At 70.4% G+C, this 24,172-nt stretch carries 19 protein-coding genes, 1 tRNA gene and 1 pseudogene; 16 read left to right on the top strand and 5 right to left on the bottom strand.

Annotation, left to right across the window (positions count from 1 at the left end; translation table 11 throughout):
- Nucleotides 1-129 precede the first annotated feature (129 nt).
- The 4 genes from hflK (at nt 130) to ACLBXO_RS10110 (ending at nt 4,569) form a co-directional block, all read left to right on the top strand.
- Nucleotides 130-1,317: an FtsH protease activity modulator HflK gene (hflK, locus tag ACLBXO_RS10125; protein ID WP_447685302.1), complete on the top strand. Its 1,188-nt coding sequence runs from the start codon at nt 130-132 to the stop codon at nt 1,315-1,317.
- Nucleotides 1,314-2,303, top strand: coding sequence for a protease modulator HflC (gene hflC, locus ACLBXO_RS10120; RefSeq protein WP_447685301.1), 990 nt, complete (start codon nt 1,314-1,316; stop codon nt 2,301-2,303). The genes hflK and hflC overlap by 4 nt, the downstream gene beginning before the upstream one ends.
- A gap of 113 nt (nt 2,304-2,416) precedes the next feature.
- On the top strand, nt 2,417-3,964 hold the full coding sequence (locus ACLBXO_RS10115) for a DegQ family serine endoprotease (RefSeq protein ID WP_447685300.1): 1,548 nt from the start codon (nt 2,417-2,419) through the stop codon (nt 3,962-3,964).
- 230 nt (nt 3,965-4,194) lie between these two features.
- The gene (locus ACLBXO_RS10110; RefSeq protein ID WP_331313154.1) at nt 4,195-4,569 is read left to right on the top strand and encodes a hypothetical protein; all 375 of its coding nucleotides are present in this window, start codon (nt 4,195-4,197) and stop codon (nt 4,567-4,569) included.
- Nucleotides 4,570-4,573: 4 nt separating this feature from the next.
- On the opposite strand, the gene serB is transcribed toward ACLBXO_RS10110, so the two are convergent.
- Nucleotides 4,574-5,467, bottom strand: coding sequence for a phosphoserine phosphatase SerB (gene serB / locus ACLBXO_RS10105; RefSeq protein ID WP_447685299.1), 894 nt, complete (start codon nt 5,465-5,467; stop codon nt 4,574-4,576).
- Nucleotides 5,468-5,481: 14 nt separating this feature from the next.
- Here serB and miaA point away from each other — a divergent pair, with 14 nt between their 5' ends.
- Nucleotides 5,482-6,408 carry a tRNA (adenosine(37)-N6)-dimethylallyltransferase MiaA gene (gene miaA, locus ACLBXO_RS10100; protein WP_447685298.1) on the top strand — a complete coding sequence of 309 codons (927 nt, stop codon included), beginning with the start codon at nt 5,482-5,484 and terminating at the stop codon, nt 6,406-6,408.
- Nucleotides 6,409-6,538: 130 nt separating this feature from the next.
- On the opposite strand, the gene ACLBXO_RS10095 is transcribed toward miaA, so the two are convergent.
- On the bottom strand, nt 6,539-7,408 hold the full coding sequence (locus tag ACLBXO_RS10095; RefSeq protein WP_447685297.1) for an NAD(P)-dependent oxidoreductase: 870 nt from the start codon (nt 7,406-7,408) through the stop codon (nt 6,539-6,541).
- 282 nt (nt 7,409-7,690) lie between these two features.
- Between ACLBXO_RS10095 and ACLBXO_RS10090 the strand changes: the two genes are divergently transcribed.
- The 5 genes from ACLBXO_RS10090 to ACLBXO_RS10070 all read left to right on the top strand — a co-directional run bounded on the left by ACLBXO_RS10090 (nt 7,691) and on the right by ACLBXO_RS10070 (nt 14,533).
- Nucleotides 7,691-9,751: a carbon starvation CstA family protein gene (locus ACLBXO_RS10090; RefSeq protein WP_331313158.1), complete on the top strand. Its 2,061-nt coding sequence runs from the start codon at nt 7,691-7,693 to the stop codon at nt 9,749-9,751.
- Between the two features lie 8 nt (nt 9,752-9,759).
- Nucleotides 9,760-9,981 (top strand): YbdD/YjiX family protein, encoded by a 222-nt coding sequence (locus ACLBXO_RS10085; RefSeq protein ID WP_273561037.1) that lies wholly within the window; start codon nt 9,760-9,762, stop codon nt 9,979-9,981.
- Between the two features lie 224 nt (nt 9,982-10,205).
- The gene (locus ACLBXO_RS10080) at nt 10,206-10,406 is read left to right on the top strand and encodes a DUF3606 domain-containing protein (protein WP_447685296.1); all 201 of its coding nucleotides are present in this window, start codon (nt 10,206-10,208) and stop codon (nt 10,404-10,406) included.
- A gap of 118 nt (nt 10,407-10,524) precedes the next feature.
- Nucleotides 10,525-10,959: a tellurite resistance TerB family protein gene (locus ACLBXO_RS10075; RefSeq protein WP_331313160.1), complete on the top strand. Its 435-nt coding sequence runs from the start codon at nt 10,525-10,527 to the stop codon at nt 10,957-10,959.
- Between the two features lie 301 nt (nt 10,960-11,260).
- A complete protein-coding gene (locus ACLBXO_RS10070) occupies nt 11,261-14,533 on the top strand; it encodes an efflux RND transporter permease subunit (protein ID WP_447685295.1) in 3,273 nt (1,090 codons plus the stop codon).
- A 148-nt stretch (nt 14,534-14,681) separates the two neighbouring features.
- On the opposite strand, the gene cynS is transcribed toward ACLBXO_RS10070, so the two are convergent.
- Complete coding sequence (gene cynS, locus ACLBXO_RS10065) at nt 14,682-15,170, bottom strand: cyanase (RefSeq protein ID WP_331313162.1); 489 nt, start codon at nt 15,168-15,170, stop codon at nt 14,682-14,684.
- A gap of 307 nt (nt 15,171-15,477) precedes the next feature.
- Between cynS and ACLBXO_RS10060 the strand changes: the two genes are divergently transcribed.
- The 5 genes from ACLBXO_RS10060 (at nt 15,478) to ACLBXO_RS10040 (ending at nt 21,452) form a co-directional block, all read left to right on the top strand.
- The gene (locus ACLBXO_RS10060; RefSeq protein ID WP_447685294.1) at nt 15,478-17,370 is read left to right on the top strand and encodes a sigma 54-interacting transcriptional regulator; all 1,893 of its coding nucleotides are present in this window, start codon (nt 15,478-15,480) and stop codon (nt 17,368-17,370) included.
- A gap of 86 nt (nt 17,371-17,456) precedes the next feature.
- Entirely contained in the window at nt 17,457-18,737 is a 1,281-nt protein-coding gene (locus tag ACLBXO_RS10055) for an EAL domain-containing protein (RefSeq protein ID WP_331313163.1), read from the top strand.
- A gap of 178 nt (nt 18,738-18,915) precedes the next feature.
- Complete coding sequence (gene tsaE, locus ACLBXO_RS10050) at nt 18,916-20,478, top strand: tRNA (adenosine(37)-N6)-threonylcarbamoyltransferase complex ATPase subunit type 1 TsaE (RefSeq protein ID WP_331313164.1); 1,563 nt, start codon at nt 18,916-18,918, stop codon at nt 20,476-20,478.
- A 19-nt stretch (nt 20,479-20,497) separates the two neighbouring features.
- Nucleotides 20,498-21,250, top strand: coding sequence for a nucleotidyltransferase family protein (locus ACLBXO_RS10045; RefSeq protein ID WP_447685293.1), 753 nt, complete (start codon nt 20,498-20,500; stop codon nt 21,248-21,250).
- Nucleotides 21,251-21,375: 125 nt separating this feature from the next.
- A tRNA-Arg gene (locus ACLBXO_RS10040) sits at nt 21,376-21,452 on the top strand.
- Nucleotides 21,453-21,999: 547 nt separating this feature from the next.
- On the opposite strand, the pseudogene ACLBXO_RS10035 reads toward ACLBXO_RS10040, so the two are convergent.
- Both ACLBXO_RS10035 and ACLBXO_RS10030 read right to left on the bottom strand, forming a co-directional pair.
- Nucleotides 22,000-22,995: pseudogene (locus ACLBXO_RS10035) on the bottom strand (recombinase family protein); the annotation flags it as partial.
- Nucleotides 22,996-23,039: 44 nt separating this feature from the next.
- A complete protein-coding gene (locus tag ACLBXO_RS10030) occupies nt 23,040-23,303 on the bottom strand; it encodes a hypothetical protein (RefSeq protein WP_447685292.1) in 264 nt (87 codons plus the stop codon).
- Between the two features lie 541 nt (nt 23,304-23,844).
- Here ACLBXO_RS10030 and ACLBXO_RS10025 point away from each other — a divergent pair.
- Nucleotides 23,845-24,165, top strand: coding sequence for a hypothetical protein (locus tag ACLBXO_RS10025; RefSeq protein WP_182178931.1), 321 nt, complete (start codon nt 23,845-23,847; stop codon nt 24,163-24,165).
- Nucleotides 24,166-24,172: the final 7 nt, after the last annotated feature.

Genomic DNA, 24,172 nt, shown 5'->3' with positions numbered 1-24,172 from the left:
CCAGCCGGGCGCGGTCGCGGTGCGATCGGCCCGAATGGTCGGGACTAGGCGGGCGAGCGTGGCCGTTCAGGCAGGGGGCGCCGGCCGGGATGTGGGCCGGGCGCGGACAGGCAGGAGACGACGGCTAGGATGCCTTGGAGCAATCAGAGCGGCGGCGGGGGGCCCTGGGGCCGGCCCGGCGGCAACGGCGGCGGTCCCTGGGGTGGTGGCGGTGGCGGCGGCGGCAAGACGCCGCCGAACCTCGAGGACCTGCTCCGGCGCGGGCAGGACCGGCTGCGCGGCCTGATCCCGGGCGGCGGCGGCTCGGGCGGCGGCTACGGCGGCGGCGGCTCGACCGGCGTCGGCGGCGGCCGCAGCGCGGCGGTGATCGCCGTCCTGGCCATCGCCATCTGGCTCGCCACCGGCTTCTACACCGTCTACCCCCGCCAGGTCGGCATCGAGACGATCTTCGGCCGCTACGTCGGCACCAAGGGCGAGGGCCTGCGCTACAACTTCCCCTATCCGATCGGCGGGGTGGTGAAGCCGGATGTCGGCTCCCAGAACTCGATCCAGATCGGCTTCCGCTCCGGCCCGAACGGCCAGGGCCGCACCCGCGACGTGCCGGACGAGAGCCTGATGCTCACCGGTGACGAGAACATCGTCGATCTCGACTTCGAGGTGCAGTGGCGGGTCAACCCGCTGAAGGCCTCCGACTTCGTGTTCAACCTCCAGAACCCGGAGGGCACCATCAAGGCGATCTCCGAGAGCGCGATGCGCGAGGTGATCGGCCGCCGCAACATCCAGGCGATCCTCACCAACGAGCAGTCGAGCATCGCCCAGGAGGTGAAGGAGATGGTCCAGAAGGCGCTCGACGAGTACGGCGCCGGCGTGCGCATCGAGGTGGTGCAGCTCGTCTCGGTGAACCCGCCGCCGGAGGTGCGCCCCGCCTTCATCGACGTGAACGCGGCCCAGCAGGACGCCGACACGGCGCAGAACGAGGCCAAGACCTACGCGAGCCGCGAAGTGCCGCAGGCCCGCGGTAAGGCGTCCCAGATCGTCCAGCAGGCCGAGGCCTACCGGACGAAGGCGACCGCCGACGCCACCGGCCAGGCCGCGCGCTTCAGCGAGGTCTACGCCTCCTACAAGGCCGCCCCGGCGATCAGCCGCGAGCGGATCTTCCTGGAGACGATGGAGAAGGTCCTGGGCTCCGTGAACAAGGTGATCATCGACCAGAACGGGACGCAGCCCGGCGCGGCGACCGCGGCCGGCGTGCTGCCGGTGCTGCCGCTCTCCGAGTTCGGCGCCCGCGCCCAGACCCAGACGGGAGCCGCCCGATGAAACAGGCACTCCGCACCGGCCTGATCGCGATCGCGGCGATCGTCGCGATCGGCCTCTACGCCTCGATCTTCACCGTCGGCCAGATGCAGCAGGCCCTCGTCCTGCAGTTCGGCCGCGTCCGCGCCGTCCTCAACGCCACCGGCGAGGACAAGCCCGGCCTCTACTTCAAGGTCCCGTTCATGGAGAACGTGGTCATCTTCGACAAGCGCGTCCTCGACCTCGACCTGCCGGTGCAGACGGTGCTGACCGCCGACCGGCAGAACCTGGAGGTGGACGCCTTCGCCCGCTACCGGATCGTCGATCCGCTGCGCTTCTACCAGGCGGTGGGCAATGTCGGGCTGGCCAACCAGCGGCTCGCGAGCTTCGCCAATTCCGGCCTGCGCAACGTGCTCGCCCGCTCGACCCGCGACGCCATCGTGAAGACCGATCGCGGCCAGCTGATGCACCAGATCCAGGAGGACGTGAACCGGCAGGCCAAGGCGCTCGGCATCGAGATCGTCGACCTGCGCCTCACCCGCGTCGACCTGCCCGCGCAGAACTCGGCCGCCGTCTACCGGCGGATGAAGACCGAGCGCGAGCGCGAGGCCGCCGACATCCGCGCCAACGGCGACCAGATCGCCGCCACGATCCGCGCCAAGGCCGACCGCGAGGTCACGGTGATCCTCGCCGAGGCGACGCAGAAATCCGAGCAGCTGCGCGGACAGGGTGACGCGGACAAGAACCGCATCCTCGCCGACGCGTTCGGCAAGGACGCGGACTTCTTCAGCTTCTACCGCTCGATGCAGGCCTACGAGAGCGGGCTGAAGGGATCCGACACCCGCCTGGTGATCAGCCCGAACACGGACTTCTTCCGCTTCTTCAGCGATCCGCAGGGCCGGGCACCCGCCCCGGCGGCCCGCGGGCCGCGCGGACCGGCCGATCCGAGCGCCACCACCGGGTCGACCACCGGGGCCACGGCCGGCTCCACGGCCGGCACGGCGCGCTGAGGAGGCCCGTTGGCGCCCCGGCGCCCGGGGACTATCGTGCAGGACAACCCGCGGGCGATCGGCCATCGGTCGAGGCCCGCGGGGCCGGAAACGCGTTCTTGAAGAGGTCGACCATGCACCCCGTCGCGAGCGCCCCCGAGGCGCCGTTCGGCCGCGCCCGGGCGCGGCCCCGCTCCCGCGCCCGCGCCCTGATGGCCTCGATCCTGATCGGCGCCTCCGTCAGCGTCTCGGTGGTCGCGGCCGCCCTGCCGGTCCCGGCCCTCGCCAAGGGGCCGGCCTCCCTCGCCGACTTGGCCGAGCAGGTCACCGACGCGGTGGTGAACATCTCCGCGTCCACCACCGTCGAGGCCCGCGCCGGCCGTGCCGGGCCGCAGGTGCCCCCGGGCACCCCGTTCGAGGACCTGTTCGAGGAGTTCTTCAACCGGCGCGGCGGCCGCGGCGGCGGCGGCGAGAGCGACGGGCCGCGCCAGCAGCGCAAGTCGAACTCCCTGGGCTCCGGCTTCATCATCGATTCCGCCGGCCTCGTGGTGACGAACAACCACGTCATCGGCGACGCCAACGACATCCAGGTCATCCTGCACGACGGCACGAAGCTGAAGGCCGAGATCGTCGGCAAGGATTCGAAGATCGACCTCGCGGTCCTGCGGGTGAAGCCCCCGGCCGACCGCACGCTGAAGGCCGTCCCGTTCGGCGATTCCGACAAGATGCGGCCGGGCGACTGGGTCATCGCCATCGGCAACCCGTTCGGGCTCGGCGGCTCGGTCTCGGCCGGCATCGTCTCGGCGCGGGGCCGGAACATCGAGTCCGGACCCTACGACAACTACATCCAGACCGACGCGGCCATCAACAAGGGCAATTCCGGCGGTCCGCTGTTCAACATGGACGGCGAGGTGATCGGCATCAACACGGCGATCCTGTCGCCGACGGGCGGCTCGGTGGGCATCGGCTTCGCGGTCCCGTCGGGCACGGCCAAGCCCGTGATCGACCAGCTCCGCGACTTCGGCGAGGTCCGCCGCGGCTGGCTCGGCGTGCGCATCCAGAACGTGGACGACACCACCGCCGAGGCGCTCAACCTCAAGGGCGGCGCGCGCGGCGCCCTGGTGGCCGGCGTCGACGAGAAGGGACCGGCCAAGACCGCCGGGATCGAGGTCGGCGACGTGATCCTGAAGTTCAACGGCGCGCCCGTGAAGGCCTCGGGCGACCTGCCGCGCATCGTCGCCTCGACCCCGGTGGGCCAGAAGGTCGACGTGGTCGTCATGCGCAAGGGCGAGGAGGTGACGAAGCCGGTCACCCTCGGCCGCCTGGAGGACAGCGACAAGCCGCAGCTCGCCAACCTGCGCCAGCCGGAGCCGGAGAGCGCGACCCGGCAGGCGCTGGGCCTCAACCTCTCCGGCATGACCGACGAGCTGCGCAAGAAGTACGCGATCAAGGACACCGTGAAGGGCGTGGTCGTCACCCGCGTCGACCCGAACTCGACCGCCGCCGACAAGCGGATCCAGCCCGGCGAGGTGATCGTCGAGGTCGGCCAGGAGTCGGTCAGCACCCCCGCGGAGGTGACCAAGCGGATCGACGCCCTCAAGAAGGACGGGCGCAAGTCGGTGCTGCTGCTGGTGGCGGGCGCGACCGGCGACGTGCGCTTCGTGGCCGTCGGCCTCGACTGAGCGGCATCATACCGTTTCCGGTTGAACACTGCGGTCGGGGCAGCCCGCTCCGCTCGCAAAGACGGCGGAACCGGCCTGATCAACCGGAACCGGTATCATCTGCAACATCGAAGGCCGTCGCTCAGCGAGGAGCGGCGGCCTTCGTGCATTCGAAGAGCTCGCATTGACGGGGCGCCGAGGGGCGGCACACTGGTGCCGCGAGTCGGTGCGGCTCGGACGATCCTGGACCCATGACAGCCGTTGCGTTCGACACCCTGAAATTCGCCCGCGCGCTGCGGGAGAAGGCCAAGCTGTCGCCGGAGCAGGCCGAGGGCTTGGCCGACGCGCTGGTCGATGTCTTCGACGGAAATCTCGCCACGAAGGCCGACATTCGTGACGTGCAAGCGGATATTCGGCTTGTCCGCGGCGAGCTGGAGACCTTGAAGGTCCAGACTCACGCCGACATCGAGGCGCTGCGGCTCACGACCAAGGCCGACATCGAAGCCGTCAAGGGCGCCATCGCCTCCGCGAAGGTCGAGACGGTGCGCTGGCTCGTCGGCGCGATCGGCTTTCAGACGCTGGCGGTGCTGGGTGCCGTGGTCGCTCTGACCCGGACGCTCCACTGAGCACTCACCCCGCGAACTCCGCCGCCGCGTAGCCCTGCAGGTACAGGAGCGCGGTGAGGTCGCCGTGCTCGACGCGGACATGCGCCGCGGCCGCGACCGCGGGCTTCGCCCGGAACGCCACGCCGAGGCCGGCCTCGCCCAGCATGGCGAGATCGTTGGCGCCGTCGCCCACGGCGAGCGTGTCTGCCTGACCGAGACCGAGCGTGCTGCGCAACGCCATCAGCGCCGCGCGCTTCTCGGCCTTCCCGACGATCGGGTCCTCCACGCGGCCGGTGAGCCGCCCGTCCGCCACGCCCAGCACGTTGGACCGGTGCTCGTCGAAGCCGATCATCGCGGCGATCGGGCCGGTGAACAGCGTGAAGCCCCCGGAGACCAGGCAGGTCCGGGCGCCGTGCGCCCGCATCGTCCGCACCAGCGTGCGGCCGCCCGGGGTCAGGGTCAGGTGCCCGGCGATCAGTCCGTCGACCGCCCCGACCGGGATGTCCTTCAGGAGCGCGACGCGCTCGCGGAGCGCCGGCTCGAAGGCGATCTCGCCCCGCATCGCCCGCTCGGTGATCGCCGCCACGTGGTCCTTGAGGCCGAGCGTCCCGGCGAGCTCGTCGATGCATTCCTGCTCGATCATGGTGGAATCCATGTCGGCCAGGAACAGGCGCTTGCGCCTGTGGGCGTCGGCGGGCAGCACCGCGACGTCGATCGGCTCGCCCGCCAGCGCCGTCCGCAGCCTGTCGGTGAGGGACGCCGCGGCCGCGGGCTCGGCCGGAACCAGCAGCTCGGCCGCGACCTCGCCGTGCAGGATCCGGGGCTGGTGCTCCGTCCGCAGCACGGCGCGCGCCTCGGCCAGCACCGCGTCGGTGATGGACGGCCGATCCGGGTTTGCTATCAGGACCGCGACCAGCATCGTGGAGTTTCGCCTTGCCGCCAGACCGGGAGGAGGCCGGGGGGCGCCCGGCCGCGATCCTCATCGCAGGGCCCACCGCCTCGGGCAAGTCGGCGCTGGCCGCCCGGCTGGCGGCGCGTCACGGCGGCGCGGTGATCAACACCGATTCCATGCAGGTCTACGCGGACCTGCGCCGCCTGACCGCCCGTCCGGACCCGGACGAGGAGGCGCGGGTCCCCCACCGGCTCTACGGCCACGTCGACGGCGCCGTGAACTACTCCGCGGGGCATTTCTCGCGGGACGCGGCGGCGCTGCTCGCGACGCTCGGCGGGCGCCTGCCGGTCTTCGTGGGCGGCACCGGCCTGTACTTCCGGGCGCTGGAGCGGGGATTCTCGGAGCTGCCGCTCGTGCCCGAGGCGGTGCGGGCACGGGTGCGGGACGCGGCGGAGGGGCGCCCGACCGAGGCGCTGCACGGCGAGCTCGCCCGGCACGATCCCGAGGGGGCCGCCCGCCTGCGCCCGAGCGACCGGATGCGGGTGATGCGCGCCCTGGAGATCTTTCTCGCGACGGGCCGACCGATCGCCAGCTTCTACGGCGACCCGGTGCCCGGCCCGCTGGCCGGATGGAAGTGCCAGAAGATCTTCCTGGCACCCGACCGGGCGGTGCTGCGCGCCCGGATCGACGCCCGCTTCCGGACCATGATCGCCGAGGGGGCGCTGGACGAGGTCGCCCGCCTGCGCGCGCGACGCCTCGACCCGTTGCTGCCGGTGATGCGCGCCCACGGCGTGCCGGGCCTGATCGCCCATCTCGACGGGGCGGTGAGCCTCGAGGACGCGATCGTCCGGGGGCAGGCGGACACGCGGGCCTACGCCAAGCGCCAGTTCACGTGGTTCCGCCACCAGATGGGGGCGGACTGGCGCTGGGTGGATCCGGAATCCGCGGAGGTCGAGGCGCTGTTCTGAGGAGGGCGTCCGGCCCGCCGGGCGCGATCGGCTCGCCCGGTGCCGCGACCGGCGCGGCCCCCTCCCGCACGGGGGAGGGCGCCTGCCGCGTCTCACCCTGGCCCCGAGTCCAGGGTGATGGCCGGAGGCGTCAGCGCTCCAGCCGCGCCACGAGGCTCGACGTGTCCCAGCGGTTGCCGCCCATGGCCTGCACCTCGGCGTAGAACTGGTCGACGAGGGCCGAGACCGGCAGCTTGGCGCCGTTGCGGCGGGCCTCGTCCAGCAGGATGCCCAGGTCCTTGCGCATCCAGTCGACCGCGAAGCCGAAGTCGAACTTCCCCTGGTTCATGGTCTTGCCGCGGTTCTCCATCTGCCAGGAGCCGGCGGCGCCCTTGGAGATCACGTCGAGCACCGCCTCGACGTCGAGGCCGGCCCGCTTGGCGAAGTGGACGCCCTCCGAGAGGCCCTGGACGAGGCCGGCGATGCAGATCTGGTTGACCATCTTGGTGAGCTGGCCGGCGCCGGCCGGGCCCATCAGCCGGCAGGCCCGCGCGAAGGACCCGATCGCGTCCTCGACCTTGGCGTAGGTCGCCGCGTCGCCGCCGCACATCACGGTGAGCACGCCGTTCTCGGCGCCCGCCTGGCCGCCGGAGACCGGCGCGTCGATGAAGCCGAGCCCCTTGGCCTCGGCCGCCGCGGCGAGTTCCCGGGCGACCTCGGCGGAGGCGGTGGTGTGGTCCACGAACACCGCGCCGGGCTTCATGCCGGCCAGCGCCCCGTCGTCGCCCAGCACGACGCTGCGCAGGTCGTCGTCGTTGCCCACGCAGGCGAACACGATCTCGGCGCCCTCGGCGGCCTGCCGGGGCGTGGGCGCGGAGGCGCCGCCGTAGGTCTTCACCCAGGCCTCGGCCTTCGGGGCGGTGCGGTTGTAGACGGTGACGTCGTGGCCACCCTTCTTGGCGAGGTGGCCGGCCATCGGGCCGCCCATGACGCCGAGACCCAGGAATGCGACCTTCGCCATTGTCGTGCGCTCCTCGCAGGCCCGGACCGCGCCGGCACCCTTCCTTCTCCGACGGCGGCGGAGCTCGGCAGCCGGGCCGTGAAGGGGGTCGGGGCCGTGCCGGGGACCCGATGTGACAGATTGGGCGTCGTGCCGCCGCCGACGCTGCATCACAGCTCGGATCGCTTGCGTCAACGGCGGACCAATAGGATAACCCGCCCGTGTAGCCCGGGACCACGAAGTCCCAGCCGGAGCCCCCCGCGCGTGGCCCCGCGCGCGAGGCGTTCGGTCAGGGAGTGGGACATGGGCACGGCGATCGGCAGGCACGGGCCCTGGGCCCTCGTGGGGGCGCTCGGCGCCGCGGCGCTGGCGATCGTGGCGAGCCAGCGCGGCGAGACGATCAACGCCCTCTGGATCGTGGTCGCGGCGGTCTGCGTCTACCTCATCGCCTACCGCTACTACTCGCAGTTCATCGCCGACAAGGTGATGCGCCTCGACCCGAAGCGCGCGACGCCGGCCGTGCGCCACAATGACGGGCTCGACTACGTGCCCACCAACCGCGGCGTCCTGTTCGGCCACCACTTCGCGGCGATCGCGGGCGCGGGCCCGCTGGTCGGCCCGGTGCTCGCCGCGCAGATGGGCTACCTGCCCGGCATGCTCTGGATCCTGGCCGGCGTGGTGCTGGCCGGCGCCGTGCAGGACTTCATGGTCCTGTTCGTGTCGATGCGCCGGGACGGGCGCTCCCTCGGCGAGCTGATCCGGGCCGAGCTTGGCACGATTCCCGGCATCATCGCCCTGTTCGGCACCTTCCTGATCATGGTGATCCTGCTCGCCGTGCTGGCGCTGATCGTCGTGAAGGCGCTGGCCGAGAGCCCCTGGGGCACCTTCACGGTGATGTCGACGATCCCGATCGCCATGCTGATGGGCGTCTATTCCCGCTACATCCGGCCGGGCAAGATCGGCGAGGTCTCGATCCTCGGCTTCGTCCTGCTGATGCTGGCGATCATGGCCGGCGGCTCCGTGGCGGCGAGCCCGGTCTGGGGTCCGGCCTTCACCTTCACCGGCCCGCAGCTCTGCTGGATGCTGATCGGCTACGGCTTCGTGGCCTCGATCCTGCCGGTCTGGCTGCTCCTCGCGCCGCGCGACTACCTGTCGACCTTCCTCAAGATCGGCACCATCGTGGGCCTCGCGCTCGGCATCGCCTTCGTGGCGCCGCACATGCAGATGCCGGCGGTCACCAAGTTCGTCGACGGCACCGGCCCGGTCTGGGCCGGCAGCCTGTTCCCGTTCCTGTTCATCACCATCGCGTGCGGCGCGGTCTCGGGCTTCCACGCCCTGATCTCGTCGGGCACCACCCCGAAGCTGATCGCCAGCGAGTCCGACGCCCGCTTCATCGGCTACGGCGGCATGCTGATGGAATCCTTCGTGGCGATCATGGCGCTGGTCTCGGCCTGCGTGATCGACCCGGGCGTCTACTTCACGATGAACTCGCCGGCCGCCCTGGTCGGCACGACGCCCGAGACGGCCGCCGCCGCGGTCACCAAGCTCGGCTTCGCCACGACGCCGGAGGTCATCACCCAGACCGCCGCCGACGTCGGCGAGCACACGATCATCTCGCGGGCCGGCGGCGCGCCGACGCTCGCGGTCGGCATGGCCCACATCATCTCGTCGGCCATCGGCGGCAAGGCGATGATGGCCTTCTGGTACCACTTCGCGATCCTGTTCGAGGCGCTGTTCATCCTCACGGCCGTGGACGCGGGCACCCGCGCCTGCCGGTTCATGGTGCAGGACCTCGTGGCGCTCGCGGTCCCATCCTTCAAGAACACCACGTCGTGGGGCCCGAGCATCGCGGCGACCGCCATCTCGGTGGGGGCCTGGGGCTACTTCCTGTACCAGGGCGTGACCGACCCGCTCGGCGGCATCAACACCCTGTGGCCGCTCTTCGGTATCTCGAACCAGATGCTGGCCGCGGTGGCGCTGACCCTCTGCACGGTGGTGATCTTCAAGATGAAGCGCGAGCGCTACGCGTTCGTGACCATCATCCCGACCGCGTGGCTGTGCATCTGCACCCTCACGGCCGGCTGGCAGAAGATCTTCTCGGCCGACCCGAAGATCGGCTTCCTGGCCCACGCCCAGCGCTACGCGGCGGCCGCCGCGGAGGGCAAGGTCCTGGCGCCGGCCAAGAACGCCGACCAGATGAGCCAGATCATCCTCAACGACCGCATCGACGCGGTGCTGGCGGCCCTGTTCATCGGCCTCGTCGTCGCCATCGCGGGCTTCGGCATCGCCGCCTGCCTGAAGGCGTGGCGCGCGGATCGCTGGACCGCGCTGGAGACCGAGCCGCACATGGTCCCGGCCGAGTAGGAGGTCCCATGCTGCCGTCGTCGAACCTGCGGGACCGGATCCGGACGCTGTCCAAATGCGTCTGCGACGGCGCCCGGCTGATGGTCGGGCAGGGGGACTACGCGGCCTACGCCGAGCATGTCCGCCGCACCCATCCCGACCAAGCGCCGATGACCGAGGTGGAGTTCTTCCGCAACCGGGAGAACGCCCGCTTCGGGGTCGGCAACACCGCGGGCTTCCGCTGCTGCTGACAGGCGGCCGCTGAGGCCGCTCGTCCTTGCGAGCGGAGCGAAGCGATCCGGGCAGCGCTGCGTCTTCCAACGTCGCGTTGCCCCGGGTCGCTTCGCTGCGCGCGCGATGACGTCGGCGTGTCATCGCCGCGGACCGGGCCCCGCCCGCTGCGCGGACCCGTTTCCCTTCGGCCGGCGTTCTCCACGCCGGAGGGCCGCGGGCCCTCGCCGGATGCGGAAGGCCGATGACCGACGACAGCGCGCAGGACTCGAAGGAACCCCGGGCCGTCAACACCGCCCATGCCTGGGAGCGGGCCTACTGGGCGCGCCGGTTCATGGTCCCGGTGGAGCAGGTCCAGGCCGCCGTGGCGGCGGTCGGCGACGACCCGGCCCGCGTCGCCGCCCATCTCGGGCGGGACTGGCCGGGCCACGAGCCCGCCACCTGAGCCGTCCCGCGAGCCCGCCGCGCGCGCCCTCGTCCTCCGCGATCCCGGGCTTAAGCTCGGCCGGATCTTGACTCGGCCGCCACAATATCCGCCATCTCAGGCCCGACGGGAGGTCGGCATGAGCATTTTCCAGGACGCCATCCTTCGGTTCGGCCGCACGATCATGTCGTACGCGGGCGACGCGGTCTTCCTGCAGGCCGCGGTCTCGTCCGCCGCCAACGTCATCGTGGCGGACGGGGACGTGGGCGAGGAGGAGATCGAGTCGGCGATCAGCGGCATCCGCGCCAACCCGATCCTCGAGAAGTCCTACGACACGCTGCGCGTCGAGCAGGAGCTCTACGAGGCGATCGCCCGGGCCAAGACCCGGGCCGGGCGGCTGGAGAACCTGCGCCACGTCGGCGCCATCGCGGAGCGGCCGATCGAGCAGCGCCAGGACGTGTTCCTGATCGGCGCGGACGTGGCCGATATCGACGGCATCAGCGCGGTCGAGCACAAGGCGCTCGACGAGATCGCCGGGGCGCTGCAGGTCGACAAGTCCGCGCTGCTGCGCTGACCCGGCCGGCGCGGCGCCCGGCAGGCCCGGAGTCGGCGCGCCGGGATCCCGCTCCGGCCCGCCCCCCGCATCCCGATAGTCCGGATGCGCCGCGGAGGCCGCGACGGCGTTCTCCTGCGCGTCCCGCTGACGCGCGTGCCGGGAGGCGGGCGCGACGCGGGGCATGAGGCCCGCCGCGGCCCTGCGGCGACGCGGCCCGTCCTTTGCCTATCCGGACGTGATAGCGAAACATTCCGGGTTTAGCCGGTGAGCCGGTACACAACGCGGAGTTGCCGGCCCTGGGCCGGACGGCGGAGACCGCATGGGCCTCGTCCTCTACGCGCTCAAGTTCCGGATCACGACCTACGTGCTCGCGGTCCTGATGATGCTCGGCGGCGTCGGGGCGATGGTCGTCACCCCGAAGGACGTCCTCCCGGTCGTCGACATCCCGGTCGTCGTGGTGGTCTGGACCTATACCGGACTCTCGGCGCCGGAGATGGAGCAGCGCGTCACGACCTACGCCGAGTACGGCATCTCCAACAACGTCAACAACATCCGCCGCATGGAGTCGACGACGCTCCAGGGTACGGCGGTGCAGCGGATCTACTTCGACCCGTCGGTGAGCCTCGATCTCGCCATCGCCCAGGTGGTGTCCTCGACCAACTCGATCCGCGCCGTGATGCCCCCCGGCACGCAGCCGCCGGTGATCGTGCGCTACTCCGCGTCCTCGGTGCCGGTGATCCAGCTCGCGCTGACCTCGGCCAAGGAGAGCCTCAACCAAGTCTACGACTACGCCCAGTACCGGATCCGCCAGACCCTGGCGCAGGTCCCGGGCTCGACCCTGCCGTCGCCCTTCGGCGGCGCGCCCCGGCAGATCATGGTCGACCTCGACCTCAACGCCCTGCAGGCGCTCGGCCTGACGCCGCTGGACGTCACCAACGCCATGACGGCCCAGAACCTGACCGTGCCGTCCGGCCTCGCCAAGATCGGCGAGCAGCAGTACCCGATCCAGCTCAACGGCACCCCGCCGTCGATCGAGACCCTGAACCTCGCGCCGATCAAGGTGGTGGCCGGCCAGCCCGTGCTGGTGCGCGACGTCGCCTACGTCCGCGACGGCGGCCCGCCGCAGGTCAACGTGGTCGGCGCCGACGGCCAGCAGGCCGTGCTGATGCAGATCATCAAGAACGGCAACGCCTCGACCCTCAACGTGGTCAACAACGTCAAGAAGGCGATGCCGACGATCCGCGCCGCCGCGCCCGAGGGGCTGTCGATCAAGCAGCTGTTCGACCAGTCGGTCTTCGTCTCGAACGCCATCGAGGGCGTGCTGCACGAGGCGCTGACCGCGGCGGCCCTGACGGGGCTGGCCATCCTGCTGTTCCTCGGCTCCTGGCGCTCGACGATCATCGTGCTGATCTCGATCCCGCTCTGCGTCATGACCTCGCTCGCCGTGCTGGCGGCGCTCGGCGAGACCATCAACGTGATGACGCTGGGCGGCCTCGCGCTGGCGGTCGGCATCCTGGTGGACGACGCCACGGTGGCGATTGAGAACACCTACCGGCTGTTCGAGGAGGGCGAGGAGTTCCGCGAGAGCGTGGTCCACGGTGCCGCCGGCATCGCCAAGCCGGCACTGATCTCGACGCTCGCGATCTGCGCGGCCTTCACGGCGGTCTTCGCGCTCACCGACACGCCGAAGTACCTGTTCACCCCGCAGGCGCTCGCGGTCGTGTTCGCGATGCTGACCTCCTACCTGCTGTCGCGCACCCTGGTGCCGCTCCTGATCGACGTGATCGTGGCGCCGGAATACCGGCAGAAGCACGCCAAGGACCGGGATCGGCACGGGGCTCCCCGGCGGGGCCGCATCGCCCGCGCCGTCGGCGTCGTCGGGGCACCGCTCATGCGGCTCGCCGGCTGGGTCCACGGCGGCTTCGAGCGCGGCTTCGCGCGGTTCCACCGGGGCTATGTCGGGCTGCTGCACGCGGTGCTGCGCCACCGGATCGTCACCCTGGGCGCCGTCGGCGGCGTGCTCGGCATGACCGGCGTCCTGTTCGTCTTCGTCGGCCAGGACTACTTCCCGCAGATCGAGGCGAGCCAGATGACCATGCATCTGCGCACCCGCGTCGGCATGCGCATCGAGACCGCCCGGCAGGTCTTCGCCGAGGTCGAGGACACCGTCCGCGAGGTGATCCCGGCGGCCGAGGTCGACCAGATCCTCCAGAACATCGGCCTGCCGTCGAACAACTACAACTTCGCGTTCTCGGACGGCTCGTTCGTCTCGTACAACGACGGGCAGATGCTGATCAGCCTGAAGGAGGGGCACGGCTCGGTGTCGGGCTACACGAAGCGCCTGCGCGACGTGCTGATGAAGCGCTTCCCCGACGTGATCGTCTATTTCCAGCCCGCCGACATGATCACCCAGATCCTGAACTTCGGCGTCCTCACGCCGATCGACGTGCAGGTCTCCGGCCGTCACAAGGAGAAGGACCTGGAGGTCGCCCAGCGCATCGTGCAGCGGCTGAAGCACACGAAGGGCCTCGTCGACGTCCACCTGCAGCAGATCGTCAACGAGCCGCAATTCTACGTCGACGTCGACCGGCGCCTCGCCTCCGAACTCGGGCTGACCGAGCAGCAGGTGGCGCAGAACATGAACATCTCGCTGTCCGGCAGCTACCAGGTCACGCCGAACTTCTGGCCCGACCCGAAGACCGGCATCCCCTACCAGCTCTGGGTGCAGACGCCCGAGTACCGCAACAGCTCGCTCACCGACCTGCGCAACACGCCCATGTTCGTGCGCGCCGCCGCGACCTCCGGCTCCGGCCCCGGGGTGCTGACCCTGCTGTCGAGCCTCGCGGACATCCGGCGGACGCCGACGCAGACCATGATCAGCCACGTCAACATCCAGCCGACCTTCGACATCTTCGCCTCGGTGCAGGACCGGGACCTCGGCTCGGTCGCCGGCGAGATCGACGCGATCGTCGAGGACGAGCAGAAGAACCTCGAGGCACCCGACAAGATCGTCGTCCGCGGCCAGATCGAGAACATGCGCTCGGCCTTCTTCCGCCTGGAGATCGGCCTCGGCATCGCGCTGATCGCCGTCTACCTGCTCATGGCGGTGAACTACCAGAGCTGGGGCGACCCGTTCGTGGTGATCGCCGCCCTGCCGATGGCGTTCTGCGGCATCACCTTCGCGCTGTTCGTGACCGGCACGCCGTTCTCGATCCCGTCGATCTTCGGGGCGATCATGTCGGTGGGCATCGCCTCGGCGAACTCGATCCTGCTCGTCACCTTCGCCAAGGAGCACCGGGAGGAGACCGGGTGCAGCGCCCTGGAGGCGGCGATCACCGCCGGCGAGACCCGGCTGCGCCCGGTGCTGATGACCGCCTTGGCGATGTTCCTGGGGCTCATCCCGATGGCGCTCGGCACCGGCGAGGGCGGCGAGCAGAACGCCGCCCTCGCCCGCGCGGTCATGGGCGGCATCGCCTTCGCGACGCCCGCGACCCTGCTGCTGGTCCCGTTCCTCTACGTGCTGATGCGCGGCGGCCCGGCGCAGCCGGTGCAGGATTACCTGGGGCCGGAGGGGCGACCGGCGACGGCCTAATCGTCAGCCGCGCGGGTCTCTCCTCCCCCTTGCGGGGAGGAGTTGGAGGTGGGGGTGGTGCAGGAGGCACCGCTGCGCCTCATCCTGAACCACCCCCACCCCTGACCCCTCCCCGCAAGGGGGAGGGGAAATGGTCCGTCGAGCCTGCTCACCCCTCCTTGAAGCCGTATTCCGGGGTGTCGTCGTCGTTGCCGTAGTACTTGTACGGCAGGAACTTGCCCGACATGGTGAGCTTCACGCGGTCGCCCTTGTTGTTGGCCTCGCGGGCCATGTCCATGTTGAAGTCGATCGCCGACATGATGCCGTCGCCGAACTCCTCCTGGATCAGCTCCTTGAAGGTCGTGCCGTAGACCATCACCAGCTCGTAGAACCGGTAGATCAACGGGTCGGTGGGCGGCATGGACGGGATCGAGCCGCGATAGGGCGGCTCGTTGAGCATCCGCTCCTCGGCGGCGGTGAGGCCGAAGAGCTCGGCCGCGCGCTTGGCCTGGGCCTTCGGCAGCTTCATCTGGCCCAGGCAGGCCGCGGTGATCAGGAACGGCGACAGCCCGCCGATCTCCTCGTGGATGTGCTTCCAGCTCCAGCCCTTCTCGCGCTTGATGTCGAGAAGCTTCTCGGTGAGGTCTTCGCGCTTCATCGTCGGCTCCCGGAGTTCGATCTGCGATGGGTCCGGTGAGGCCGCGCGGTCCGCGGCCCCACCCACCCGATGCGGGTGCGCGTCCGGATCGCGACCGGTGAGGGGGGACGGTCGCGTCCGGACGCGGACATCCGCCGGGCGTCGTCGCGGCACGCTTTCGGGAGCGGCGCCGGCCGACGGGCGGACAGTCCCCCCTCGGCAAAGGGTGTGCCAGGCGGGGACCCGGGAAAATCGCTCCGTCTGCCAGTGATTTGGCTTGCCGGTTGCCGCTCACGACATCTCGTCGGAAACGAGATATCGTGAGCGGATGACGATATCTCGCGAGTCCCGTGCCGCCGGAACCTTCGGGCCGGTCTTCGAGGCGAGCCCGGATCCGATGCTGGTCCTCGCGCCGGAGGAGGACCGGGTCGCGGACGCCAACCCGGCGGCGGTGCGCCTCCTCGGCTACGGCCGCCCGGCGCTGCGCGGCGCGCGGGCGAGCGCGCTGTTCCCGGGCCAGCTCCCGGCGCTCACGGTCTTCACCGAGGCCGCGCTGGCCAGGGGGCACTGGTGGACGCGCACGCTGGCGCCGCGCGACGCGGCGGGCCGCGACCTGCGGGTCGAGACCGCGGCCTTCCCGCTGCCGGGCGACGCGATGCGCCTCCTCGTGACCCTGGCGGACCCGGACACGCTGCACCGCCGCCAGGTCGACGGCGAGGCCGAGGCCCACATGCGCGCCGGCCTCTCCGAGTGGCAGCGCGTGGAGCGCATCTTCCGCGACATCGAGCGGGGCAACCAGCTCATCCTGCGCGCGGCCGGGGAGGGGATCTACGGCGTCAACGCGGAGGGCGTGACCACCTTCGTCAACCCGGCCGCCGCGCGCATGCTCGGCTGCGAGGCCGCCGACCTCGTCGGCCGGGACATGCACGCCGCCGTGCACCACACCCGCCCGGACGGCAGCCACTACCCCCACCACGACTGCCCGATCTACGCGGCGTTCCGCGACGGGACCGTGCACCAAGTCGATCACGAGGTCTTCTGGCGCGCCGACGGGACCGCCTTCCCGGTCGAGTACACCTCGACGCCGATCCGCGACCGGGGGCGCCTGCTCGGCGCCGTCATCGTGTTCCGCGACATCAGCCAGCGCCGGGAGGCCGAGGCCCGGCTGACGAGCGCGCTCGCCGAGGTCGACTCCCTCCGGGAGCGCCTCGAGCTGGAGAACGCGTACCTCAAGGAGGAGATCCGGGCCGAGCGCCAGCACCAGGGCATCATCGGCCGCTCGCCCGCCATCGCGGCGACGCTCCGGCAGGTCGACCGCGTCGCGGCCACCGACGCCACGGTGCTGATCACCGGCGAGTCCGGCACCGGCAAGGAGCTGATCGCCCGGGCGATCCACGAGGCCAGCCGCCGCAGCGCCCGCCCGATGATCCGCGTCAACTGCGCGGCGATTCCCCGCGAACTGTTCGAGAGCGAGTTCTTCGGCCACGCCAAGGGCAGCTTCACGGGGGCGCTGCGCGACCGGGTCGGCCGGTTCGAACTCGCCGACGGCGGCACGCTGTTCCTCGACGAGGTCGGCGAGATCCCCCTCGACCTTCAGGGCAAGCTGCTGCGCGTCCTGCAGGAGCGCTCGTTCGAGCGGGTCGGTGAGGCGCGCACCCGGGCGGTGGACGTGCGCGTGGTCGCGGCCACCAACCGGGACCTGCGCGCCGAGATCCGGGCGGGCCGCTTCCGGGAGGACCTCTACTTCCGCCTCAACGTCTTCCCGATCCAGGCGCGGCCCCTGCGCGAGCGGCCCGAGGACATCCCGCCGATCGCCCAGCACCTGCTCCGGGTCGCGGCGCGCCGCCTCACCGTGCCGGAGCCGCGCCTCACCGAGGGCGACGTCCGCCGCCTGTGCCGCTACCCCTGGCCCGGCAATGTCCGGGAGCTGGAGAACGTGATCGAGCGGGCGGTGATCCTCTCCGCCCGGGGCCGCCTCCGCCTCGACCTGCCCGACGGGGAGGCGGCCGGGCCCGCCGACGCGGCCGCCCCGGCCGCGCCGCCCGACGGCCGGCCGGCCACTGAGGCCGAGCGCCGGGCGCGCGACCGCGCCGAGATCGTCGCGGCGCTGGCGCTGGCGGGCGGGCGGATCTCCGGGCCGGGCGGTGCGGCCGCGCTCCTCGGCCTGCGGCCGACGACGCTGGCCTCGCGGATCAAGGCTCACGGGATCCCGCGCGGCTGATCCGGCGAGCCCTTGATCCGATCTTAAGATCGCTCCGCCACGATGCGCGCCGGGCTTCCCCGTCGAAGTCGCAGCGTCCCCGGCCGATGCAGGACTTCTCCGATCCCGTCACCCTCCCGGCCGGCGCCGTCCTGTTCGAGGAGGGGGCGATCGGGCACTGCGCCTACCTGATCCTGAGCGGGCGCATCGCGATCTTCCGGCGGCGCGACGGCGGCGATGCCGTGCTTGCCCGGCGCGGCGCCGGCGAGATCTTCGGCGAGATGGCCATCCTCGACGCCCTCCCGCGTTCCGCCGGCGCGCGCGCCGAGGCGGATTGCGTGCTCGTCCCGGTGGACGCGGTGCAGATCCGCCAGAGGCTCGCCGGCGCCGATCCGATCTTGCGCCTCTGCCTGGAGGGGCTCATCGCCCGGTTCCGCGAGACCCTGCCCCGGCTCGGCCCGGCGGTCGCCGAGGGGGCTCCGGTGCCGCCGTCGCCCACCGCCCGCGCCGATTTCGACGCGACGGTCGCGTCGCTCGCGCAGGAGCGCGCCCTGCGGCGGGCCCTGGCCCGGGACGAGTTCGCGCTGTTCCTGCAGCCGATCGTGCGGCTCGCCACCGGGCGGCTCGCCGGCTTCGAGGCCCTGATCCGCTGGCACGATCCCGAGCGCGGGCTCGTGGCGCCCGCGTCCTTCATCCCGGCCGCCGAGGCGAACGGCCAGATCCTGGCGATCACCGCCTGGGTGATCGGCGCGATCGGCCGGATCGTGCCCCGAATCCTGCAGGCTGGCCTGCCCGCGCCCGCCTCCGTCGAGCCGTCCCTGTTCGTGAGCTTCAACGTCACGGCCCAGGATCTCGCCCGCTCGGACATACCGGGCCTCGTCGACGCGATGCTGCGCCGGACCGGCCTCGCGCCCGGCGCCCTCAAGATCGAGGTCACCGAGAGCGCGCTGATGCAGGATCCGGCCGGGGCCGCGGCCGCCCTCGCGCGCTGCCGCGCCGCCGGCCTCGGCATCGCGGTGGACGATTTCGGCACCGGCTACTCCTCGCTCAGCCATCTCAGCACCCTGCCGATCACCACGCTCAAGGTGGACCGGGCCTTCGTCCGGGCGATGCTGGCGGAGCCGCGGGATCGCCGGATCGTCCAGACCATCCTGCGGCTCGCCGAGGAGATCGGGGTGGCGGCGGTCGCGGAGGGCATCGAGGGCCGCGCCGAAGCGGAGGCCCTCGCGGCGATGGGCTGCGCCCTGGGCCAGGGCTACCATTTCGGCCGCCCGATGCCGGAGGTCGACGCCCTCGCGGCGGCGGCGGCCTGGAACGCCGAGGCATGGCGCATTGGGCCGACCCGCGGGGCCGGCCGGGACCGGCCGAGGGTCCGCGCCCAGGCCTGAGGGATTTGCGGGCCCCGGCGCGGTCTTTCGCCGCCTCCGCGAGCGTGGTTTCGATGCACCGGGCTGGCGGGAAGCGCGCGGCTCCGGGCGGAAACGCTTGCATCCGGTGCGTGTTTTCGGACCATGCGTCTTCGGGTCTCGGAGGCGGGCTTTGGGCGGAGACGAGCGGGACGGGCAGATGGCCGAAGGGGCTGCGGGGGCATCCGCGCATCCGGCGCCCTGGGAATTCGTGCTGCCGGAGGAGACGGCCACGGAGGATCTCGGCCTGTTCCTGTCCGAGTTCCTGATGCCCGGGGACGTGGTGGCGCTGTCCGGAGGACTGGGTGGCGGCAAGACCACGCTCGCCCGCGCGATCATCCGCGAACTCGCCGGCGACGCGCGCCTGGAGGTGCCGAGCCCGACCTTCACGCTGATCCAGCCCTACGCGGCCCGCGACGGCCGGCCGATCGTCCACGCCGACCTGTACCGGCTGCGCGACCCCGACGAGTTGGTGGAGCTCGGCTTCGACGAGATGGCCGAGGGCGCGATCACCCTGGTGGAGTGGCCCGACCGGCTGCCGCCCCGCGACGGCCCTGTGCTGACCGTGGACCTGTCGCTGCGGGCGGAGTTCGGCGCCGAGGCGCGTCTCGCCCGGATCGACGGCACCGGCGGCATGCGCGCCCGCCTCGACCGGGCCCGGGCGGTGCGCCGCCTGCTCGACCGCAGCGGCTGGGACATCGCCGAGCGGACCCTGATGCAGGGGGACGCCTCGTCCCGCGCCTACGAGCGCCTGACCAAGCCCGACGGCACCAGCGCCGTGCTGATGATCGCGCCGCCGCGTCCCGACGGGCCGCCGGTGCGGGACGGCAAGCCCTACAGCGCGATCGTGCACCTCGCCGAGAGCGTCCACGCCTTCGTCGCCCTCGACCGGGGCCTGCGGGCGCTCGGCTTCTCGGCCCCGAAGATCTACGGCGAGGACCTGACCGAGGGCCTGCTGATCCTGGAGGATCTCGGCACCGAGCCGGTGATCGAGGGGGGCGCCCCGCGGCCCGAGCGCTACGCCGAGGCCGTGCGCGTGCTGGCCAAGCTCCACGCCAACCCCCTGCCCCCGGTCCTGCCCGTGGCGGAGGGGATCGAGCACAGGCTGCCGCCCTACGACATGGAGGCGCTGCTGTTCGAGGCGGAGCTGATGCCCGAGTGGTACGCCCCGGCGATCCGGAACGTCAGCCTGTCGGCGGAGGCGCGGGCCGCCTTCGTCGATCTGTGGCGGGCGGCCCTCCAGGGCGCGGTCCCGGACCGGCCGACCTGGACCCTGCGCGACTACCATTCCCCGAACCTGATCTGGCTGCCCGAGCGCGACGGGCTGGAGCGGGTCGGGCTGATCGATTTCCAGGACGCCGTCATGGGCCACCCGGCCTACGACGTCGCCTCGCTGCTGCAGGATGCCCGGGTCGATTCCAGCGCGGAGTTCGAGCTGCGGCTGCTCGGCCTCTACGCCCGCGAGCGCCGCGGCCGGGACCCGGCCTTCGATGTCGGCGCCTTCGCCACCGCCTACGCGCTGCTGGCGGCCCAGCGGGCCACCAAGATCCTTGGCATCTTCGCGCGCCTCGACCGGCGCGACGGCAAGCCCGGCTACCTCGCCCACCTGCCGCGCATCGAGGGCTACCTCGCCCGCAACCTCGCCCATCCGGCGCTCTCCGGGCTGCGGGCGTGGCACGCGGACCACCTGCCGGGCTTCGTCGCCCCGGCGCCCGAACCCTGACCACCGGATTCCAGACCGCATGAGCGATCCCAGCCCCGCCGTCAGCCGCGCCTTCGTCCTGGCCGCGGGCCTGGGCAAGCGCATGCGGCCGGTGACCGCCACGGTGCCGAAACCCCTGGTCGAGGTGGCCGGCAAGGCCCTGCTCGACCACGCCCTCGACCGGGTCGCTGAGGCCGGGATCGCCAACGCGGTCGTCAACGTCCACTACCTCGCCGACCTGATCGAGGGGCACCTCGCGCGCCGGGCCGAGGGGGCGGCCCCGGGACCGGCCACGACCGTGTCCGACGAGCGCGCTGCGCTGCTGGAGACGGGCGGCGGCATCCGCAAGGCGCTGCCGCTCCTGGGCGACGCGCCGTTCGTGGTGCTGAACTCGGATTCGTTCTGGCTCGAGGGGCCGGCCTCCAACCTGCGCCGGCTGATCGACACCTGGGACGGGGACCGCATGGACGGCCTGCTGCTGGTGGCGCCGACCGCCACCAGCCTCGGCTACGAGGGCGCCGGGGATTTCGTCATGGATCCGGACGGCCGCCTGGAGCGACGGGGCGAGCGCGCGGTGGCGCCGTTCATCTACGCGGGCGTGGCGATCCTGGCGCCGGGCCTCTTCGTCGACACGCCGGACGGCGCCTTCTCGCTCAACCTGCTGTTCGACCGGGCGATCGGGTCGGGGCGGCTGTTCGGGATGCGGCTCGACGGCCAGTGGCTGCATGTCGGCACGCCGGAGGCGATCCGGGCCGCGGAGGAGCGCGTCCGCGCCAGCGCCCGGGCTCCGTAGGCCGCGGGAGCCCGAGGCGCGCGCACGGGCCACGAAAGTCGTTGCCCGAAGTGTCTTGCCAAGCCGGATCCGACCCTCTAGAAGCCCCTTCACACCGGCGGGCCGAGAGGCCGCCGCCGTGTCAGGCGCCCGTAGCTCAGCTGGATAGAGCACCAGACTACGAATCTGGGGGTCAGAGGTTCGAATCCTTTCGGGCGCGCCATTCCCATTTCACCGCTAAAAACATCCGCTATGACCTTGAACGGCAAGGTCAAATTTGCGGTTCTAAAACCTTCGCCGCGCTTGTAACGAAGCTGGTCGGCGAAGGTCAGTTTGAGCACCGCGCGGCGGTCCTCGATCCGGCCGGTACTCCAAAGACTCCAAGGGCTTGCGACGAACGCCAGGGCGGTTCTAAGTCGCAGATCAAAGCTGCCCTGCGGAGCTGCGCCGGAGGCGATCTTTTCGTTCAGGAGCAGCTTCTCGTTCTCCAGGCGTTGCAGCTTTTCTTCGAGAGCGCGAACGACCGCCGGGACGCTCGTTTCGACGATGCGGTCCACGAGTTGATCGACCTGCTTGTCGATCTGGGCGAGACCCGTCTCAAGCGCCTTTGCCTCGGCAGCCCGATTCTTTTGCTTGCGCGCCCATAGCTCCTTCATCATCGCCGTTGCGGCCTCGAAGAGTTGCGGCCGGGGCTGGGCGTTTTTCAGGATCGCCTCGAACTCACCCTCGATCACATCGCGCCGGATCGCCTTGCCGTAGCTGGCACAGGCTTTCCGGGGGCATTGGTAGTAGGGATGACGCTTGCGCTGGCTGCTGCCGCTCGTGGACCAGCAAGCAGTCAGGGGACCATCGCAGTCGTCGCAGATCACGAAGCCGCGCAGGGGGAAATCGACGCTGAGGTCGGTGCGATAGGTCGAGCGCAGTCCGTTCAGCCGATCTTGGATGCGCTGATGCGTCTCCAGGCTGATGAGAGCTTCGTGGTGACCCTTGCGCCGAGACACGTCCCAATTGGGCGCTTCGACATAGCCCGCATAGATCGGATTGCGGAGCATGTCGCCCACGCGCTGATGGGGAACTTTGCCGTTCTTGGGTTTAGGATAGGAGGGATGCTCCTCCAGGAAGCGGACGACATCGGCTTGGGATTCAAACCGGCCTGAAGCGTAGCCTTCGAGCGCTTCAACGACGATGGCGGCTGCGGGCTCATCGCGGACCAGCACCTTGCCGTTCAAGCCGGAGACGCGGCCGAAGCGATAGCCACTCGGCGCGCAGAAAACGGCGAAGCCGTTCTGGAGACGCGACTTCATGCGGTTCAGCGTCTGCTCGGCGTTGTTGACGCGGTGATAGTCTGCGAACGCGACCGTTACATTCTCCATCAGGCGAGACGAAGAACGTCCATCGAGAACACCCGCAGGCGTCTCCAGCAGCGCGCCGGTATTGGCGATCGCGCGGCGAAGGTCGGCATGGAGATAAAAATCGCGCGTGAAGCGGTCGAGGTGATCGATTAGAATGCGATAGCGGTTCTTTTTATCGCCAGCCACGAAGGCGATCATATCGCGAAGGCCAGGGCGCTGGCTCTCGCTGCCCGTCAGCTTGTCGCGGAACACTTCCACAATCTGGTAGCCGCAGCGGGCGGCATACTCGCGAAGGCGCGTCTCCTGCGAGGCAAGGCCATCGCCCTCACGGTCCTGCTTTTTGCTGGAAATCCGGCAGTAAATCACGGCAAGAGTCGGTTGGCTCGTTGCCCTTCTTGTTGTTCGTGTTGTCATGTGCCGGTCTCCTTTGACTGAATGGGGTCTCCTGTGTCGGTGAACTATTCTACCGGAGCAGAATCATCTTCGATGCGGCCGGTTAGATTAGCGATGATCTGCCCCCAGCTTTCTTGAGGAGCGTCGAGTTCAACGAAGCAGCGCATGATATCCCAAAGCGTCCGGAGCAGCTCGGCTTCTTGGGCTTCGTCGAGGGCAATGCCATCGAGGTAGGGACGGTAAGCGTCCAGATCGAAATCGGCCATCGATACGGTGGCCGCTTCCGTCGTGATCCGCTCAGAAAAGCGGTGTTCGTTGTCCATTGTCATGGCCGTCCTCCTTCTTTGTTGCTGGGCGGGAAGAAGTACATCCTACGCTTAAAGACCGAACATAGCAAGAATATATTCCTAGATTTGGTCTAGGTAGAAACGCTTTGTTATCTCACCCTCAACCGCATATTCGCAAATGACCTAAACGAGGGCCAAGCGGGACCGATAACTGCGAACATATGTTCGCAGCTTACTTAGCTTCACTGCCATATGATTTGCGACGGCGAGAAGCTTTCGCCTTATCTATCTACACTGCCAGACTTAAAAATGGGCTGACTCCCAACGCATTCCCCTCGGGGTATTAGAATGTATGGTCCAAAGGGGCGGACGGACAAGGCTTGCCAGGAAAAAGCCCATTGCTGCAATGACGGAGCGCCTGAGAAAGCTAGTCGGCGGTTCCGGCGCTCTATCCTGACCGGACGCCTACGGCCCTACAGCGCTGGGGGGGCGCGGGCCTCCGGCGTCCTACCGTCGTGACAAAGGGGATTCACAGCGCGGTTTTGCGCGGTAGAATGGGTATCCGACCATAGGAGCGGCCAGAATGACCGCGAAACCGGATCACCAGACCGATGCCGAGGCATGGCCCGGCGGCTGGATCAACTTCTATCAGTACCGGGGCGGACAGCGGCATTACGGCAGCGTCATATCCGCCACGCGCGAGGAAGCCGACGCCGTGCGGGCCGCTTGGTTTGCTCATAGCCTAGAGTGTGCAAAACAGGGGGTTATTCTCGCTTTCTACATCCCGACAGAAGAAAGCTTCAAAATGCTGGCCGACTTTGACCAGCTACCGGACGATAACCCACTCGTCGCGAAGGTGAAAAACTGCAATTTTTCTATTGCTGTCCCTTATGAGCGTCCGTGATGGAACG

The organism is Methylobacterium sp. C33D, assembly GCF_053345825.1.
This window is presented reverse-complemented; position numbering and strand designations above follow the sequence as displayed.

What these genes read in the sequence shown, in the direction of transcription:
- tsaE (WP_331313164.1), top strand. Translation starts at nt 18,916, where the DNA reads ATGGCCGAAGGGGCTGCGGGGGCATCCGCGCATCCGGCGCCCTGGGAA.
- ACLBXO_RS10085 (WP_273561037.1), top strand. Translation starts at nt 9,760, where the DNA reads ATGCTGCCGTCGTCGAACCTGCGGGACCGGATCCGGACGCTGTCCAAA.
- serB (WP_447685299.1), bottom strand. Translation starts at nt 5,467, where the DNA reads ATGCTGGTCGCGGTCCTGATAGCAAACCCGGATCGGCCGTCCATCACC.
- ACLBXO_RS10025 (WP_182178931.1), top strand. Translation starts at nt 23,845, where the DNA reads ATGACCGCGAAACCGGATCACCAGACCGATGCCGAGGCATGGCCCGGC.
- ACLBXO_RS10075 (WP_331313160.1), top strand. Translation starts at nt 10,525, where the DNA reads ATGAGCATTTTCCAGGACGCCATCCTTCGGTTCGGCCGCACGATCATG.
- ACLBXO_RS10110 (WP_331313154.1), top strand. Translation starts at nt 4,195, where the DNA reads ATGACAGCCGTTGCGTTCGACACCCTGAAATTCGCCCGCGCGCTGCGG.
- ACLBXO_RS10115 (WP_447685300.1), top strand. Translation starts at nt 2,417, where the DNA reads ATGCACCCCGTCGCGAGCGCCCCCGAGGCGCCGTTCGGCCGCGCCCGG.
- cynS (WP_331313162.1), bottom strand. Translation starts at nt 15,170, where the DNA reads ATGAAGCGCGAAGACCTCACCGAGAAGCTTCTCGACATCAAGCGCGAG.
- ACLBXO_RS10030 (WP_447685292.1), bottom strand. Translation starts at nt 23,303, where the DNA reads ATGACAATGGACAACGAACACCGCTTTTCTGAGCGGATCACGACGGAA.
- hflC (WP_447685301.1), top strand. Translation starts at nt 1,314, where the DNA reads ATGAAACAGGCACTCCGCACCGGCCTGATCGCGATCGCGGCGATCGTC.
- ACLBXO_RS10090 (WP_331313158.1), top strand. Translation starts at nt 7,691, where the DNA reads ATGGGCACGGCGATCGGCAGGCACGGGCCCTGGGCCCTCGTGGGGGCG.
- hflK (WP_447685302.1), top strand. Translation starts at nt 130, where the DNA reads ATGCCTTGGAGCAATCAGAGCGGCGGCGGGGGGCCCTGGGGCCGGCCC.
- ACLBXO_RS10070 (WP_447685295.1), top strand. Translation starts at nt 11,261, where the DNA reads ATGGGCCTCGTCCTCTACGCGCTCAAGTTCCGGATCACGACCTACGTG.
- ACLBXO_RS10095 (WP_447685297.1), bottom strand. Translation starts at nt 7,408, where the DNA reads ATGGCGAAGGTCGCATTCCTGGGTCTCGGCGTCATGGGCGGCCCGATG.
- ACLBXO_RS10055 (WP_331313163.1), top strand. Translation starts at nt 17,457, where the DNA reads ATGCAGGACTTCTCCGATCCCGTCACCCTCCCGGCCGGCGCCGTCCTG.
- ACLBXO_RS10045 (WP_447685293.1), top strand. Translation starts at nt 20,498, where the DNA reads ATGAGCGATCCCAGCCCCGCCGTCAGCCGCGCCTTCGTCCTGGCCGCG.
- ACLBXO_RS10080 (WP_447685296.1), top strand. Translation starts at nt 10,206, where the DNA reads ATGACCGACGACAGCGCGCAGGACTCGAAGGAACCCCGGGCCGTCAAC.
- ACLBXO_RS10060 (WP_447685294.1), top strand. Translation starts at nt 15,478, where the DNA reads ATGACGATATCTCGCGAGTCCCGTGCCGCCGGAACCTTCGGGCCGGTC.